This window comes from Wenyingzhuangia sp. IMCC45467, assembly GCF_054111205.1.
The window spans coordinates 2,111,607-2,127,373 of record NZ_CM134196.1; the positions used below are offsets into that span (position 1 = coordinate 2,111,607).

At 32.5% G+C, this 15,767-nt stretch carries 18 protein-coding genes; 9 read left to right on the plus strand and 9 right to left on the minus strand.

Features of this window, described 5'->3' with window-relative positions:
* Positions 1-16 precede the first annotated feature (16 nt).
* On the minus strand, positions 17-937 hold the full coding sequence (locus ACXGQT_RS09015) for a PfkB family carbohydrate kinase (protein WP_457828269.1): 921 nt from the start codon (positions 935-937) through the stop codon (positions 17-19).
* A 104-nt stretch (positions 938-1,041) separates the two neighbouring features.
* Here ACXGQT_RS09015 and ACXGQT_RS09020 point away from each other — a divergent pair, with 104 nt between their 5' ends.
* The 6 genes from ACXGQT_RS09020 to ACXGQT_RS09045 all read left to right on the plus strand — a co-directional run bounded on the left by ACXGQT_RS09020 (position 1,042) and on the right by ACXGQT_RS09045 (position 4,521).
* Positions 1,042-1,467: a SufE family protein gene (locus ACXGQT_RS09020; RefSeq protein WP_457828270.1), complete on the plus strand. Its 426-nt coding sequence runs from the start codon at positions 1,042-1,044 to the stop codon at positions 1,465-1,467.
* Between the two features lie 18 nt (positions 1,468-1,485).
* Positions 1,486-1,806: a DUF59 domain-containing protein gene (locus ACXGQT_RS09025; protein WP_073118501.1), complete on the plus strand. Its 321-nt coding sequence runs from the start codon at positions 1,486-1,488 to the stop codon at positions 1,804-1,806.
* Positions 1,807-1,903: 97 nt separating this feature from the next.
* Positions 1,904-2,419, plus strand: a complete 516-nt coding sequence (locus ACXGQT_RS09030) for a DUF2480 family protein (RefSeq protein ID WP_457830812.1) — start codon at positions 1,904-1,906, stop codon at positions 2,417-2,419.
* Between the two features lie 7 nt (positions 2,420-2,426).
* Positions 2,427-3,260: a DUF3078 domain-containing protein gene (locus ACXGQT_RS09035; RefSeq protein WP_457828271.1), complete on the plus strand. Its 834-nt coding sequence runs from the start codon at positions 2,427-2,429 to the stop codon at positions 3,258-3,260.
* 139 nt (positions 3,261-3,399) lie between these two features.
* Positions 3,400-3,906: a DUF3124 domain-containing protein gene (locus ACXGQT_RS09040; protein WP_457828272.1), complete on the plus strand. Its 507-nt coding sequence runs from the start codon at positions 3,400-3,402 to the stop codon at positions 3,904-3,906.
* Between the two features lie 3 nt (positions 3,907-3,909).
* A complete protein-coding gene (locus tag ACXGQT_RS09045; protein WP_457828273.1) occupies positions 3,910-4,521 on the plus strand; it encodes a MarC family protein in 612 nt (203 codons plus the stop codon).
* Positions 4,522-4,552: 31 nt separating this feature from the next.
* On the opposite strand, the gene hflX is transcribed toward ACXGQT_RS09045, so the two are convergent.
* Positions 4,553-5,776, minus strand: a complete 1,224-nt coding sequence (gene hflX / locus ACXGQT_RS09050) for a GTPase HflX (protein WP_457828274.1) — start codon at positions 5,774-5,776, stop codon at positions 4,553-4,555.
* Positions 5,777-5,918: 142 nt separating this feature from the next.
* On the opposite strand from hflX, the gene ACXGQT_RS09055 reads away from it, so the two are divergent.
* Together ACXGQT_RS09055 and ACXGQT_RS09060 are read left to right on the plus strand one after the other, a co-directional pair.
* Positions 5,919-6,857, plus strand: coding sequence for an endonuclease/exonuclease/phosphatase family protein (locus ACXGQT_RS09055; RefSeq protein WP_457828275.1), 939 nt, complete (start codon positions 5,919-5,921; stop codon positions 6,855-6,857).
* A gap of 26 nt (positions 6,858-6,883) precedes the next feature.
* Entirely contained in the window at positions 6,884-7,987 is a 1,104-nt protein-coding gene (locus tag ACXGQT_RS09060; protein ID WP_457828276.1) for a hypothetical protein, read from the plus strand.
* Between the two features lie 64 nt (positions 7,988-8,051).
* Here ACXGQT_RS09060 and leuB read toward each other — a convergent pair whose 3' ends face one another.
* From leuB to leuC, 5 genes are all read right to left on the minus strand, one after another.
* A complete protein-coding gene (gene leuB, locus ACXGQT_RS09065) occupies positions 8,052-9,107 on the minus strand; it encodes a 3-isopropylmalate dehydrogenase (protein ID WP_457828277.1) in 1,056 nt (351 codons plus the stop codon).
* Between the two features lie 112 nt (positions 9,108-9,219).
* Positions 9,220-10,737: an alpha-isopropylmalate synthase regulatory domain-containing protein gene (locus ACXGQT_RS09070; RefSeq protein ID WP_457828278.1), complete on the minus strand. Its 1,518-nt coding sequence runs from the start codon at positions 10,735-10,737 to the stop codon at positions 9,220-9,222.
* Between the two features lie 139 nt (positions 10,738-10,876).
* The gene (locus ACXGQT_RS09075) at positions 10,877-11,428 is read right to left on the minus strand and encodes a hypothetical protein (RefSeq protein WP_457828279.1); all 552 of its coding nucleotides are present in this window, start codon (positions 11,426-11,428) and stop codon (positions 10,877-10,879) included.
* Between the two features lie 170 nt (positions 11,429-11,598).
* Positions 11,599-12,198, minus strand: a complete 600-nt coding sequence (leuD, locus tag ACXGQT_RS09080; protein ID WP_457828280.1) for a 3-isopropylmalate dehydratase small subunit — start codon at positions 12,196-12,198, stop codon at positions 11,599-11,601.
* Between the two features lie 13 nt (positions 12,199-12,211).
* On the minus strand, positions 12,212-13,618 hold the full coding sequence (leuC, locus tag ACXGQT_RS09085) for a 3-isopropylmalate dehydratase large subunit (RefSeq protein WP_457828281.1): 1,407 nt from the start codon (positions 13,616-13,618) through the stop codon (positions 12,212-12,214).
* Between the two features lie 292 nt (positions 13,619-13,910).
* On the opposite strand from leuC, the gene ACXGQT_RS09090 reads away from it, so the two are divergent.
* Complete coding sequence (locus tag ACXGQT_RS09090; RefSeq protein ID WP_457828282.1) at positions 13,911-14,729, plus strand: hypothetical protein; 819 nt, start codon at positions 13,911-13,913, stop codon at positions 14,727-14,729.
* A gap of 1 nt (position 14,730) precedes the next feature.
* Here ACXGQT_RS09090 and ACXGQT_RS09095 read toward each other — a convergent pair whose 3' ends face one another.
* Positions 14,731-15,048, minus strand: coding sequence for a Dabb family protein (locus tag ACXGQT_RS09095; RefSeq protein ID WP_457828283.1), 318 nt, complete (start codon positions 15,046-15,048; stop codon positions 14,731-14,733).
* Positions 15,049-15,052: 4 nt separating this feature from the next.
* On the minus strand, positions 15,053-15,718 hold the full coding sequence (rsmI, locus tag ACXGQT_RS09100) for a 16S rRNA (cytidine(1402)-2'-O)-methyltransferase (RefSeq protein ID WP_457828284.1): 666 nt from the start codon (positions 15,716-15,718) through the stop codon (positions 15,053-15,055).
* Between the last annotated feature and the right edge of the window lie 49 nt (positions 15,719-15,767).

Here is a 15,767-nt window from a genome sequence, read left to right on the forward strand (position 1 = left end):
TTAATTTTTTGCAAAATTACAAAGAAAATTTCGTTAACTCCTTAAATTTCGACAAACGCTCATCAACCTCAGCATAAGTAACACCTGCAATGCGTTCTACCCCAAATTTTTCAACGGTAAAAGAAGCTAAATTAGACCCCCAAATCACTGCATTTTTAATATTTTCAAAAGACAAATCTTCTTGTTGTGCCAAATATCCTGTAAATCCACCTGCAAAAGTATCTCCAGCACCAGTAGGATCAAAAACATCAGCTAATGGCAATGCTGGAGCAAAAAACATATTGTCTTTATGGAATAATAAAGCTCCGTGCTCTCCCTTCTTAATAATTACGTATTCTGGCCCCATTTTATGAATAATTGCTGCTGCTTTTACCAAAGAATACTCACCACTTAATTGTTGAGCTTCTTCATCATTTATGGTAATTACATCTACCTTTTTTAATAAAGTTTTTAAATCATCTAAAGCAATATCCATCCAAAAATTCATGGTATCTAAAACCACCATTTTTGGTTTTTTACTCATTTGTTCTAAAGCTGCATTTTGTACTAAAGGATGTAAATTTCCTAACATAACAATTTCAGCATCTTTATACTTTTCTGGTACTACAGGATTAAAATGCTCTAATACATTTAATTCTGTAATTAGAGTATCTCTCTTGTTCATATTGTCATGATACTTTCCTCCCCAAAAAAAAGTTTTTCCGTCTTTTACAACTTCTATTCCCTCTGTATTGATGTTTTTACTGTGTAACAAATCAAAATACTCTTGAGGAAAATCGTTACCAACAATAGACACCAAAGCAGTATCTACATTTTTAAAATTACTAGCAGACAACCCAATATAAGTTCCTGCTCCTCCTAAAATTTTATCTGTTTTTCCAAAAGGAGTTTCAATAGCATCAAAAGCTACCGTTCCTATAACCAATAATTTACTCATTTATTTTTATTTCAATAATTACACAAGCTAGAATCAATCTTGTTTGCAGTTGTATGCTAGCTTTATACTCAGTATCTTTGTGGCTGCAAAAATAAGTTTAAAATATGACTATCAAAGAAATACAAGAGGAAATTGTAGAGGAGTTTACAATGTTTGATGATTGGATGCAACGTTACGAGTATATGATAGAATTGGGTAAATCTGTACCTGTAATTGATGAACAATATAAAACAGATAACAACCTTATTAAAGGATGCCAGTCTAAAGTTTGGTTGCACTCAGAATTAGCAGGAGAGAAAATACAATTTACTGCCGATAGTGATGCTATTATTACCAAAGGAATTGTAGCTGTATTGTTACGTGTTTTTAACGACCAATCTCCTAAAGACATTCTTGAAGCTGAAATGGATTTTATTGATGAAATTGGTTTAAAAGAACATTTATCACCAACTAGAGCCAATGGTTTGGTTTCAATGATCAAACAAATAAAACTATACGCATTAGGAATGCAAAGTAAATTAAATGCCTAACTGCCAAAAACAAAAAAAATGAACCACGAAGAAACCGTAGAAATAGGAGATAAAATTGTAAATGTGCTAAAAACCATTTACGATCCAGAAATACCTGTAGACATTTACGAATTAGGGTTGATATATGATGTGCTTGTAAACGATCAAAAACAAGCCAAAATATTAATGACCTTAACCTCTCCTAACTGTCCTGTAGCAGAAACTTTACCTAAAGAAGTTGAAGAAAAAGTTTGTGCCTTAGAAGAAATTGAAAGTGCAGAAGTTGAATTGACTTTTGATCCAACATGGACACAAGACATGATGAGCGAGGAAGCAAAGTTAGAATTAGGATTTCTATAATTAGTACTGAGTCATCAGTACTAAAGTACATAAATAATGTTAGGTTATTGGTCATCATAAAACTATTTACTAACAACTGTGTGCTAAATACTAATTAATTATGGATGAAATTGTAAACAGAGTAGCCAACAGCAGCCTTAAAAACATTGATCTAGAAGATTTTTACCTTCCTGGAGAGCGTGTTTTGTTTGATATTAAAGACTGGCTCTACGAAGGAATTATTTTAAGAGAAAAAGACTTTAGAGAACAAGTAGCCTCATACAACTGGCAAAGTTTAGAAAACAAGTACGTTGCTTTTACTTGTAGTGCAGATGCTATTATTCCATCTTGGGCATACTTATTACTAGCTAGTAATGCCAGTAACTATGCTAAAAAATGTGTAGTAGGTGATTTAAATATTTTAGAAACTGTTTTATACACTGAAATCATTTCTAAATTTGACATCAATCCGTTTGAAGACAAACCTGTTATTATTAAGGGGTGTGCTAACAAACCTATACCAGAATCTGCCTACACTTTATTAATTAGCAAACTGCTTCCTGTAGCTAAAAACATTATGTATGGTGAAGCTTGCTCTACAGTACCACTATTTAAAAAAACTAAAAAAAAATAAAATTATTATGAAAAGAATTTCAGCATTAGCTCTATTATTGTGCGCAACGATCACTTTTGCTCAAGAAAAAGAAAGTAACTGGAAAAAAGGAGGTGTATTTACCTTATTATTTAATCAATCTGCCTATAATAATGATTGGCAAGGAGGAGGTGTAAATAACATAGCAACCAACGCAAATGTTAATTATAACTTTAACTACAAAAAAGATAATATTGTTTGGGATAACAAAATTATTCTTGCTTATGGTTTAACCAAAACAGATGGAAATAACGGAATACAAAAAACTGATGATCGTATAGAATTTTCATCTCTATGGGGAAAACAAGCTACCAAATATTGGTACTATTCTGCTTATGCCAATTTAAAAACCCAGTTTGCTGAGGGATTCAATAAAAATGGAGACAGAATTTCTGATTTCTTTTCTCCAGCCTACTTACAAGCAGATCCTGGTGCATTGTGGAAAAAATCTGACAACCTAAAAGTAAACATCACTCCTGCATCTGCTAGAGCTATTTTTGTAAACAGTGAATTTACAACACTAGCAAGTGCTTTTGGTGTTGAACAAGGAGAAACTAGCCGTTTTGAATTGGGTGCTAACATTGCTGCTTACTATAAATTTGAGGCTTTTGAAAACGTTAGTTTTGAAAACATATTAAACATGTATGCTAACTATTTAGAAGATGTTGGAAACGTTGATATTGACTACACTTTAAATGTAGCTATGAAGGTAAATGATTACTTATCAGCAAACATTGCTTTACAAGCTATTTACGATGACAATGCAGTGCGTGCAGTACAAGTTAGAGAAGTGTTTGGTTTAGGATTTAACTACAAGTTCTAACACCGTATCACTTTTTTTATACATTTAAAACCTCTAGTACTACTAGAGGTTTTTTTTATTAGTTCTATTCATAAAATTTCATCAACTGTGTATAATTAAGTAATTTAACACTTGTTATTCACCCTATAGCATTCATACTATGAAAAATATATTTTTACTGGTTTTTACAACTATATTAATAATCTCTTGTAAAGAAGAAAAAGAAATCAGTTCTATAAACCCTGTCAACTGGGAAAAAAGAATTACGAACATAAACAGAGATTCTCTATTACCAGGAACTACTCATTTATCTGTTTACTCACAAATTTACAGCTACACAGAACACAAAAAACACAGCTTAACTGTTACTGTAAGCATGAGGAACACAGATAGGAATGATACCATATATATTAAAAAAGCAGACTACTATGATACTCATGGAAAATTAATAAGATCGTACTTTAAACATCCTATTTTTTTAGCTCCTATGGAAACAGTAGAAGTTGTAATTGATGAAACTGACAAAGAAGGAGGAACAGGTGGTAACTTTATGTTTGATTGGATTATAAAACCAACAAGCAATCAACCTTTATTTGAAGCCATTATGATTTCCACCTCTGGACAACAGGGATTGTCTTTTACTACAACAGGAATTAAAGTACACTAACTTATGAAAGAAATTATTACCTCTATATTTTTTATGATTGCTGTAATAGACCCTATTGGTTCTGTTCCTGTATATTTAGAAGCCACCAAACATTTTGATGAAAAACACAAAAGAAAAATAGCAATTAGGGCAGCTTTGGTAGCTTTTGCTATTTTATTGTTTTTTATTCTGATAGGGCAGCTTATTTTAGAAGGTATGAATATCACCCTCTACGCATTTCAAATTTCGGGTGGTCTTATTCTATTTCTATTTGCTCTTACCATGATTTTTGGAAGTGGAAAACCTGCATCAGAAAAAGACCTAATTAACGACTATAAACATGTTACTATATTTCCTGTCGCCATTCCTTCAATAGCTTCTCCAGGAGCAATAATGGCTGTGGTTTTAATGACAGACAATCATATATACTCATTGCAACAACAAGCAACAACAACCTTTTTAGTTGCCGTTGTTATAGGATTAACAGCCTTATTGTTACTAGCTGCCAACGTGGTACAAAAAAAGATTGGAGATTACGGAATTACCGTCATTAGTAAAATAATGGGATTGATTTTAGCTTCTTATGCTATACAAAGTGTATTAAGCGGCATGAAAGATTTTATTCATATATTATAAAAAATCCCGAGTGTTTAACTCGGGATTTTTTTTATTGAATTTTATTTCCATCTTCATCATACTCCGTATACAAATAGTTGTTATAAGGAAAACGTTTTACATGAATTTCTTTAACCATTTCAAAAACTTTATCTTTAAAGTCCTCTAAATTATCTTTATTCAAAGCTGAAATAAACACACACTCATCTTCTATTTTAGACATCCAAGAATTTTTTAACTCTTCTAATGAGTAATGTTTCTCCGTTTTTTCTGTCACCAAATCATCTTCATCAATAGTTTCGTGCGTATAACTATCAATTTTATTAAACACCATTAGTGTTGGCTTGTTAGCACTTTCTATTTCTTCTAAAATAGTATTTACTGAATTGATGTGATCTTCAAAAGTAGGATGAGAAATATCAACCACATGTAACAATAAATCTGCCTCACGAACTTCATCCAAAGTAGATTTAAAAGATTCTACCAATTGTGTAGGTAATTTTCTAATAAACCCAACCGTATCTGTCATTAAAAAAGGAATATTCTTAATAACAACTTTGCGAACTGTGGTATCTAAAGTTGCAAACAGTTTATCTTCGGCAAACACTTCACTTTTACTAATTACATTCATCAAGGTAGATTTACCTACGTTGGTATACCCTACCAAAGCCACACGAACCATTTTACCACGGTTTTTACGCTGCACAGCCATTTGCCTATCAATAGTCTCCAATTTCTTTTTTAACAAAGAAATCTGATCTCTTACAATACGTCTATCTGTTTCAATTTCTGTTTCTCCAGGACCACGCATTCCAATCCCTCCTTTTTGTTTATCTAAGTGAGACCAAAGTTTTGTTAGTCTTGGTAATAAATATTGACATTGGGCCAAAGCAACTTGCGTTCTTGCATAACTAGTTTCGGCACGTTGCGCAAAAATATCTAAGATCAACGTAGTTCTATCTAAAATCTTAGTATCTAAAATCTTTTCTACATTTCGTAATTGTGCAGGAGACAACTCATCATCAAAAATAACGGTTCCAATATCATGCGAATCAATGTATGCTTTAACGTCTTCTAACTTTCCAGTTCCTATAAAAGTCTTAGGATGAGGTTTTTCTAACTTCTGAACAAATCTTTTTACGGCAGTTCCACCAGCTGTGGTTACCAAAAATTCTAATTCATCTAAATATTCCGTAGACTTAGCCTCATCTTGATGCTGTGTAATTACACCCACCAATACTGTTTTTTCTGAGGTTACTTTCTTTTCTTCTATCATGCTACAAATGTACATAATTCCCACAGTTTCAACACAAAGAGATTTTACCGAAAACACCTCTTTTTTATCTCCATATTAAACAAGCTTTCTTTGATATTTTTAACGAATAAAGATATCTTTACCATTCCAAAAAATACTTCAAGTGACTAAAGAAAACTTATTCTCTATTGCTTTTTACAACACCGAAAACTTATTTGATTATAAGGATGATGCCCATACATTAGACACAGATTACACCCCTAGTGGTCGTAAAAAATGGGGACATTACAGATACCAACATAAAGTAAATAAAATAGCAAAAGTTATTTCTAAAATAGGAACTAAAAATTGTGTTTTCCCTCCTGTGCTCATTGGTTTGGCAGAGGTAGAAACCAAGCAAGTTGCTTTAGATATTATTCATTCAGAAGTATTGCGTTATTTAAACTACGATTGTGTTCACTACGATTCTCCCGATGAAAGAGGTATTGATGTAGCACTTTTATACCATAAAGATTTTTTTGAGTTAATTTCATCTGAAGCCATTCCTGTACAAGTTTTTGAAACCAACGGAGTTAAAGATGACACAAGAGATATTCTTTACGTACAAGGCAATTTATATGGAGAGCTTACGCATGTTTTTGTAAACCACTGGCCTTCTAGAAGAAAAGGTGTGGATAAAACACATTTAAAAAGAATTGCTTTAGCCAATATTTTAAATTACAGAATTGATCAAATTTTAGCAGACAATTCAGAGGCTAAAATTATTATAATGGGAGATTTTAATGATGATCCTACCTCTGAAAGCATAGCCAAACATTTGGTTTCGGAACACATTCACAATCCTATGACCAATCTTTTAACACCTAAACAAGGAACTTTAATTCACAATGGTGTTTGGCATTTGTTCGATCAAATTTTATACAGCAATGCTTTTAAAGAAAACAAAGGAAACCAATTTAAAAAAGCAGCCATTTACAACGAAGACTTTTTAACTGATTGGACAGGCAGAAACAAAGGAGAGCCTTTAAGAACTTATATTGGTAAGTTTTATAGAGGTGGTTTTAGCGATCATTTTCCGGTCTATGCTATTTTTAAAAAATAGCGTACTTTTAAGACAAACCATTTAGTTTGATTAGTGAACTTGTAAAGAACTTAGAAAAACAACAAAAAGAAGGAGAGTCTAAAGGCTATCTTAAAGGGATTTTTACATCACAAAGATTTCATTCTTTTATACCATATACTAGAGAAGATGAAAACATTTTTTTCTCTAGCACTATTACTTACACCCTACAGGAATATTATCATTTATTACCTGAAAACACAAAAAGCTCTGCTGATAAAATTACAGAGAACATCATTAATTGTTACCCTTATTTTAAAAATTTCAAAGGCAAAAAAACTTATAATTTTTTTAAAACCAATCCTATGGATTTTTTCCCTAATGGGAAAATAATGAAATATTTTAATTTTTTTAAACTAGCCGATGATGCGGATGATACTGTTTACATCTATTTAACAGATTCCCAAAAGAAAAAGCACGAGTGGCTAAAAGAAAAACTCATCAAACATGCTAATGGAACCCTACAATGGAACTTTCATAAAAGAACTCAATACAAAAACCTAAGAACCTATGGTGTGTATTTTGGTAAAAACATGCCAATAGAAATTGATGCCTGCGTTCTTACAAATATTCTTTTATGGTCTTCTAAAAACAACCTTAAAATCTGTAAACAGGATAAGGATTCTATTAATTACATTATAAAAACTGTAACTTCAAAAGACTATATCAATTATCCTTATTTGATATCTCCATGCTACCCAACCACAGCACAAATTTGCTATCATTACAGTAGATTAATTAAAAAAACAGGCAACAACAATGCCTTGTCTATTTTAAGAATTATTATAGTTGATGATATTAAAAACATTCTTAAAAAACCTCAATCTTTTATTGATGAGTTATTATTTCATATTTCATTGTTAAATCTTGATATAAAACCACCTAGAAAACTTCGTTACAAATTACAAGATATACTTAAAGACACCGATTATTTTTACACCTCTATTCCTTTAATGATTCCAAAACTGTGGATAAGAAAACTACAAAAACACAAATGGATTCAGTACTTTGGACTTAGAACTAAATGTGATGGTTATACTACCGCATTTTTATTAGAGTATGAAGTGTTGTACAAAAACATCATTCAATTAACGCTAGACACAACCAAATAAACTCATAAAAAAAGGCTTTCTAAAATGTTTTAGAAAGCCTTTTTTACTTTATTAATAAAGTTGATTAGATATTAGCAGCTAACCAATCTCCAACTTCTTTAGTTCCGTAAGATTTACCTCCTTCAGCTAAATCTTCAGTTACCACACCTTCAGTTAACGCTTTGTTTACAGCCTCTCTAATAGCTGTACCTTCTTCTTGTAAACCAAAGTTTTCAAACATCATCGCTGCAGATAAAATAGTTGCCATTGGATTGGCAATATTCAATCCTGTTGCTTGTGGATAAGAACCGTGAATAGGCTCAAACAAAGCAATATCTGACCCCATAGAAGCAGATGGCATTAATCCCATTGATCCAGAAATTACAGAAGCTTCATCAGTTAAAATATCTCCAAATAAGTTTTCAGTAATCAATACATCATAAGAATTTGGCCATTGTACCAAACGCATTGCTACAGCATCTACAAATTCGTAAGCTACTTCTACTTCTGGATATTCTTTTTCTAAACCTTGAACAGTTTCTCTCCATAAACGAGAAGTTTCTAAAACGTTAGCTTTATCAACACAACATAATTTTTTAGAACGAGTCATTGCCAACTCAAACCCTTTACGTGCCAAACGAGTTACCTCTTCTTTTGTATATACACAGTTATCAAAAGCAGTATCTCCACCATCTCTTCTTCCTTTTTCACCAAAGTAAATTCCTCCAGTTAATTCACGTAAGAAAACCAAATCAGTTCCTTCAATACGCTCTCTTTTTAAAGGAGATTTATCTAACAAAGACGGGAAAGTAAAAGTAGGACGTACGTTTGCAAACAATCCTAATTTTTTTCTCATTTTTAACAACCCTTGCTCTGGACGAACTGGTGCAGAAGGATCATTATCATATTTTGGATGACCAATAGCTCCAAATAAAACAGCATCAGAAGAAGCACAAATTTCGTGAGTTTCATCTGGATAAGGTTCTCCAACTGCATCAATAGCAGCAGCCCCTGTTAAAGCTGGTTTCCAAGTTATTTCATGTCCAAATTTTACCGCAATTGCATCAGAAACTTTTACAGCCTGATCAATTACTTCTGGTCCAATTCCGTCACCAGCTAATAATGCAATGTTTAATTTCATTTTATTTATTTTATTAAAGTTTGCAAGTTTATAAAGTTTTGTAAAGTCTATCAAGTTTTGGGCTTAACTTAGTCACACCCTTTTTAACTTTAGGACTTTTAACTTTAAGAACTTATATAATATTCAACATTTTTTCGGTAGCCATAATTGCAGATACTGTTTGATCCGAATCTAAACCACGTGTTTTGTATTCTTTTCCGTTTAGCTCCCAACTAATAACTGTTTCGCACAATGCATCTGAGTTAGAACCTGGTGGAATACGAACAGCATAATCTGTTAACGTTGGTAAAACTAAGCCTTTTTTGTTATAAATTTTACCAAGTGCTTTAATAAAGGCATCATATTGACCATCTCCACTAGCACTCTCTTCTACTATTTCTCCTTCAAAAGAAACAGCTACAGTTGTAGAGGGTTTTAAACCTTTTGCATGAGTTAACACATAAGATTCTACCTTTACTTTTTCTGCAATGGTGTTAGAGTTTAACACATCAGAAATAATGTATGGCAAATCATTTTGTGTAACCAATTCTTTTTTGTCTCCTAATTCAATTACTCTTTGAGTAACCAATTTTAACTCTTCATCATTTAAACTTAAACCTAAGTCTTGTAAGTTTTTTTGAATATTGGCTTTTCCAGATGTTTTTCCTAAAGCATATTTACGCTTACGTCCAAAACGCTTAGGTAACAAATCATTGTAATATAAATTCTTTTTATTGTCACCATCGGCATGAATTCCAGCGGTTTGAGTAAATACATTCTCTCCTACAATAGGTTTGCTTTCTGGAATTTTAAACCCTGAAAAGGCCTCAACCATTTTACTTACTTTATACAGAGCTTTTTCATTTACCTCAACCTTATAATTTGGTAAAAAATCATTTACAACTGCAACCACACTTGCCAAAGGAGCGTTACCAGCACGCTCTCCCATTCCGTTTAATGTTAAATGCAAACCATCTGTTCCTCCTTTGATGGCTTCCATAGCATTGGCAACACTTAAATCATAATCATTATGACAGTGAAAATCTACCTGTAATTCTGGATATTTATCTTTAATTTCCTTGATGTATTCAAAAGATTCTTGCGGAGTTAAAATTCCTAAAGTATCTGGAAGCATTACTCTTTTTACAGGCTGAGTTACAATAAAATCTAAATACTGATATACATACTCTTTAGAGTTACGCATTCCATTAGACCAGTCTTCTAAATACACATTGGTTTCAATACCTTTTTCATTAGCCAATTTAACCGACTCTGCTATTTCTACAAAATGTTGTTCTGGTGTTTTACGCAATTGATGTTCCAAATGATTCATTGAACCCTTGGTTAATAAGTTTTGCACTTTTGCTCCAGCTTCAATCATCCACTGAATGGAGGTTCCTTTGTCTACAAAAGTTAACACTTCAATTTTATGAATGTGTCCGTTTTCTGTAGCCCAATCTGTAATATTTTTAACAGCATTAAATTCTCCTTGAGACACACGTGCCGAGGCAATTTCTATACGATCTACTTTTAATTCCTCTAATAATAACTGAGCAATGGTTAGTTTTTCGTTTGCTGCAAAAGACACTCCTGAGGTTTGTTCACCATCACGAAGTGTAGTATCCATTATTTCTATCTTCTTTCTGCCCATGATATAAAGCTAATTTTTAGGATATTTATTTTTTAAACTCTGATTTACAATCATTTTATTTTAAATAAGCCCCTAAAAAACACGAAAGGCAAAGATAAAAAAAGCGTTTCACAATTAAGTGAAACGCTTTTAAAAATATCTAATAAAGTCTCTTTCTCAATTTCCCAAACATATACCCTAAACCAACTCCATAAAAGCTCTTTTTCTGACTTAATATAACTTTTGGTGAAATATATAACCCCACCATAGAAAAAATGCTTATCTCCAACCTTGGATTTAAAATCAAACCAATTGTTTGATAACTATTTATATCATAATCATAATAATACCCACGATCTGTTTGTTGGCCTCTTATATAATTTTCCTCAATATCACTCCACATCATGACTAAACCTCCAGACAAATTTAACCTAACTCTGTTAGATTTTTTAAATTGCACAATTTTACCAGCAGTTAAATATGCATATACTGATCCATCAACACCCCCAAAACCGATTTTGTCAGAATCATCTATATCATTAGGGTAATTTTCATTTTCATAAAGCATCCATCCAGCACCTGCAGAAACCGATAATTTATTTTTACTGATGAATGTTAAATTTCCATCCATCCCTGCATAGTTCCCAAGCTCTAAAGCACTAGATAAATACAATGAATTTACTTCTTGCGCATATCCATATTGCATGAACATGAGCAAGACAATTACTATTCTTTTCATTTTCTTTTTCAAACAAATGTAAACTTTTATCTATAACAGCTATTAAAACCTTTTTCTTCCTAATAAAAAAAGCGTTTCACTTAATTGTGAAACGCTTTTTTTATTAGGAAGAATGTTCTCCACTACGCTCGAACACCTTTGTTTTAGAAAGGTCTTGTTGCTGCAAATTCAGTAATTTCTTCTTCTATGTTTTTTAAGTAATCAATATCATCAAATCCGTTTAACATGTTCCCTTTTTTGTAACCGTTAATATCAAAAGACTCAGACTCTCCAGTAGCTACTAAAGTAACTGTTTCTGCTGGTAAATCTACTTTGATTTCTGTTTTAGGATCTGCCTCAATTGCTTTGAACAACTTATCAGCAAACCCTGCCGATACTTGTACTGGTAACACACCAATATTTAAACAGTTGTTCTTAAAAATATCTGCAAATGCTGATGAAATTACACAACGTAATCCAAAATCGTACACAGACCAAGCTGCATGCTCTCTAGAAGAACCTGAACCAAAGTTACGTCCCCCTACTAAAATTTTAGATCCTGCATATTTTTCTTGATTTAAAGGAAAATCTGCCTTAGGTGTTCCATCTGCATTAAATCTCCAGTCACGGAAAAAATTGATATCAAAATCTTTACGCTCAGTTGCTTTTAAGAAACGAGCAGGAATGATTTGATCTGTATCCACGTTCTCAATTGGTAATGGATAAGCTGTACTTGTTAATACTTCAAATTTATCGTAAGCCATTGTATTCTATTTTTTAAGCGTTAGCAGTTAAGATTGTTCTTGGGTCCGTAACCACACCTTCTACTGCAGAAGCCGCAGCTACTAAAGGAGAAGCTAATAAAGTTCTAGATCCTGGTCCTTGACGTCCCTCGAAGTTACGGTTAGAGGTAGATACTGATAATTTTCCTGCTGGAATTTTATCATCGTTCATCGCTAAACAAGCTGAACAACCTGGCTCTCTTAACACAAAACCTGCTTCTGCAATAATTTGATCTAATCCCTCTGCTTTAATTTGATCTACTACTTTGTGAGATCCTGGTACTAACCATGCAGTTACATGATCTGCCTTTTTACGTCCTTTTACTACAGAACAGAAAGCTCTAAAGTCTTCTATACGTCCGTTAGTACAAGATCCTAAGAATACAAAATCAATCTTTTTACCAATCATAGATTCCCCTTCGTTGAAATCCATATACCCTAATGATTTACGGTAAGTTTCTACACCACCTTCTACAGACTCTGCATTAGGGATATCTTTTGTTACTCCCATTCCCATTCCTGGGTTTGTTCCATAAGTAATCATTGGTTCAATATCCGCTGCATCATAAGTAAACTCAGTATCAAACTCAGCACCTTCATCGGTTTTTAAAGTTTCCCAGTAAGTCATTGCTTTGTCCCAATCAGCTCCTTTTGGAGTTTGAGAACGACCTTTAATGTACTCAAAAGTTTTTTCATCTGGAGCAATCATACCACCACGAGCACCCATCTCAATAGACAAGTTACAAACAGTCATACGACCTTCCATTGTCATGTTTTCAAAAACATCTCCTGCATACTCTACAAAGTAACCGGTAGCTCCAGAAGTAGTTTGCTTAGAAATAATATACAAAGCAACATCTTTAGGAGTTACTCCTAAACCTAACTTACCATTTACGTTAATACGCATAGCTTTAGGCTTAGATTGCATAATACATTGAGTAGACAATACCATTTCTACCTCAGAAGTACCAATACCAAAAGCAATAGCTCCAAAAGCACCGTGAGTTGATGTATGTGAATCTCCACAAACAATAGTTGCACCAGGTAAAGTAATTCCATTTTCAGGACCTACTACGTGTACAATTCCGTTGTTTACATCTCCTAATCCCCAGTGAGAAATTCCGTGTTTCTTAGCATTTCTTTCCAAAGCATTTAACTGATTTGCAGATAAAGCATCTTCTACAGGTAAATGTTGGTTAATAGTTGGAGTGTTGTGATCTGCCGTAGCAAATGTACGGTTAGGATACAATACATTGTTTCCTCTACTTTCTAATCCTAAGAATGCTACTGGACTTGTAACTTCGTGGATAAAATGACGGTCGATAAAGAATACATCTGGTCCGTCTTCTACGTGACGGACTACATGTGAATCCCAAACTTTGTCAAATAATGTTGTTGCCATATTGATTTCGACTTATTTATTGTTTTCTGTTATGGTTGCAATTCAATGAATTACAGGTCGGCAAATTTACAAAAAAAGGGTCTATAACCAATTAGACTGTCTCTAAATTATTACGATACCCAAAACATTAATTACTGCGTATGTAACAAAAATATTACGTTCATATTTACAGTTATATTATTAAAAAACACTATTATTTTATAGAACTTTAACCTATATATTGAATGATTTTAAAAATTCTGTTTCTACATCTTCTTGCAATGCTTATCTTTATCATACCCAAACCAACATCATGAAATTTATACAGTGTAAAAATTGTTCTCATTTTAATCCTATCAAATCTGAATATCAGATATTTTGCGATGCTTGTGGTAAAAAAAATCCAGATAATTTTAAGGCTTGGCAACAAAAAAATCCCAATAAAAATTTTGAAGATTTTAAAACCATTGTAGGAGTTGATAAAACCAAGCCCAAAAAGATTAAAAAAAAGTTAACACCTAAACAATTTTTACAAAGATTAACTTTAGGACTTATGTTTGCAGCTCTTTTCTTTGTAGCCAATAAATATAGTTCTAAACTTTATTCCTATTTTCATGAATTAGCCTTTCCTGTTTCGGAATTACTTGATAAAGAGTGGGAAAGACAATATTTTTCTAACAAAACGGTTTCATTTGAATCTCCTTATCTTTTAAAAGAGAACAAATCGGAATTGCCTTTAGCCGATGAAGTAAAAAACCTTGTGGTAGAAATGAACAATTATCTTTATAATGAGAATCCTCTTTTTAACATTGTAATGTCCTCAGTTAAATACCATGAATCTGTTGGAGTAGTTAGTATAAAAGGTGCTTCTGATGGATCTATTCAACAGGCAATGCAACAAGCAAATGGTGATAACCTCTACTATTCTGACACCGATACTTATATAAATCAATATCCTGCTATTATCAAGAAAGGGAATTTTACCAGTGATGGCAATACGGTTTATTTTAAAAGCATTACCTGTATTAAAAATAATTTTGATATGGTTTTTTTAGTTGCAATATGGATAGGCGAAAACGAAAGTTATGAATTACTAACAGATAGAATTATTAATTCTTTTGACATGAGATAAACTAAATAGTCACAGAATCAAATATTTGAACTTTTTCCCACAAATGAGAAGCTTCTTTTAAAAATAATTGATGTGCTGGTTCGTTTTGATATAGTTCGTGTTTTTCTTGATTATCAAAACTCACTAACAATCCGTATGTATAACTATTATCTACTACCTCTCTATTGGTATGAGCAGGTTTTGTAATAACAGCCGTTTTTGTGTATACAGATGCGTGTAAAAACTCTTGTAAAGCTGTTGTAAACTGCAAACAGTGTTCCTTATTACTTGGTTCTTTTAACCAAAAAAAAACATTGTGATAAAAATTATTTTCTTTCATTTTTTTATTTTCCTGCTACCACCAAAACAATTTCTCCTTTAGGTGGTTTGTTTGTATAATGTTCTGCTAACTCTTTTAAGGTTCCTCTTTGGGTTTCCTCAAACATTTTAGTCAACTCTCTAGACACGGATGCTTGTCTGTCTGCCCCCAAGTATTCTGACAAATGTGTTAACGTTTTCACTAATTTATGTGGAGATTCGTATAAAATAATAGTTCTATCTTCTTCCGCCAACCTCAATAACCTTGTTTGACGTCCTTTTTTTACGGGTAAAAAACCTTCAAATACAAATTTTTCATTAGGCAAACCTGAATTTACCAAAGCAGGAACAAAAGCAGTTGCTCCTGGCAAACAATCTACTTCAATACCGTTTTGAATGCAAGCCCTTGTTAACAAAAATCCAGGGTCTGAAATAGCTGGAGTTCCTGCATCAGAAATTAAAGCTACCGAAGTTCCTCCTTTTATTTTCTGAATAATTTGCTCTACAGTCTTATGCTCATTATGCATATGATGACTTTGCATATGAGTATTAATCTCAAAATGCTTCATTAACTTTCCACTAGTACGGGTATCTTCAGCCAAAACCAAATCAACCTCTTTTAAAACTTTAATAGCTCTAAAAGTCATATCTTCTAAATTACCAATAGGAGTGGGAACCAAATATAATTTCATATTTTAAATTGCATTAAGCGAATAATAACTCGTTTTTTAATTGAATAAC

Excerpts from the sequence above, each read along its gene's own strand:
- ACXGQT_RS09015 (WP_457828269.1), bottom strand. The coding sequence starts at position 937 with ATGAGTAAATTATTGGTTATAGGAACGGTAGCTTTTGATGCTATTGAA.
- ACXGQT_RS09020 (WP_457828270.1), top strand. The coding sequence starts at position 1,042 with ATGACTATCAAAGAAATACAAGAGGAAATTGTAGAGGAGTTTACAATG.
- ACXGQT_RS09025 (WP_073118501.1), top strand. The coding sequence starts at position 1,486 with ATGAACCACGAAGAAACCGTAGAAATAGGAGATAAAATTGTAAATGTG.
- ACXGQT_RS09035 (WP_457828271.1), top strand. The coding sequence starts at position 2,427 with ATGAAAAGAATTTCAGCATTAGCTCTATTATTGTGCGCAACGATCACT.
- ACXGQT_RS09040 (WP_457828272.1), top strand. The coding sequence starts at position 3,400 with ATGAAAAATATATTTTTACTGGTTTTTACAACTATATTAATAATCTCT.
- ACXGQT_RS09045 (WP_457828273.1), top strand. The coding sequence starts at position 3,910 with ATGAAAGAAATTATTACCTCTATATTTTTTATGATTGCTGTAATAGAC.
- hflX (WP_457828274.1), bottom strand. The coding sequence starts at position 5,776 with ATGATAGAAGAAAAGAAAGTAACCTCAGAAAAAACAGTATTGGTGGGT.
- leuB (WP_457828277.1), bottom strand. The coding sequence starts at position 9,107 with ATGAAATTAAACATTGCATTATTAGCTGGTGACGGAATTGGACCAGAA.
- ACXGQT_RS09070 (WP_457828278.1), bottom strand. The coding sequence starts at position 10,737 with ATGGGCAGAAAGAAGATAGAAATAATGGATACTACACTTCGTGATGGT.
- ACXGQT_RS09075 (WP_457828279.1), bottom strand. The coding sequence starts at position 11,428 with ATGTTCATGCAATATGGATATGCGCAAGAAGTAAATTCATTGTATTTA.
- leuD (WP_457828280.1), bottom strand. The coding sequence starts at position 12,198 with ATGGCTTACGATAAATTTGAAGTATTAACAAGTACAGCTTATCCATTA.
- leuC (WP_457828281.1), bottom strand. The coding sequence starts at position 13,618 with ATGGCAACAACATTATTTGACAAAGTTTGGGATTCACATGTAGTCCGT.
- ACXGQT_RS09090 (WP_457828282.1), top strand. The coding sequence starts at position 13,911 with ATGAAATTTATACAGTGTAAAAATTGTTCTCATTTTAATCCTATCAAA.
- ACXGQT_RS09095 (WP_457828283.1), bottom strand. The coding sequence starts at position 15,048 with ATGAAAGAAAATAATTTTTATCACAATGTTTTTTTTTGGTTAAAAGAA.
- rsmI (WP_457828284.1), bottom strand. The coding sequence starts at position 15,718 with ATGAAATTATATTTGGTTCCCACTCCTATTGGTAATTTAGAAGATATG.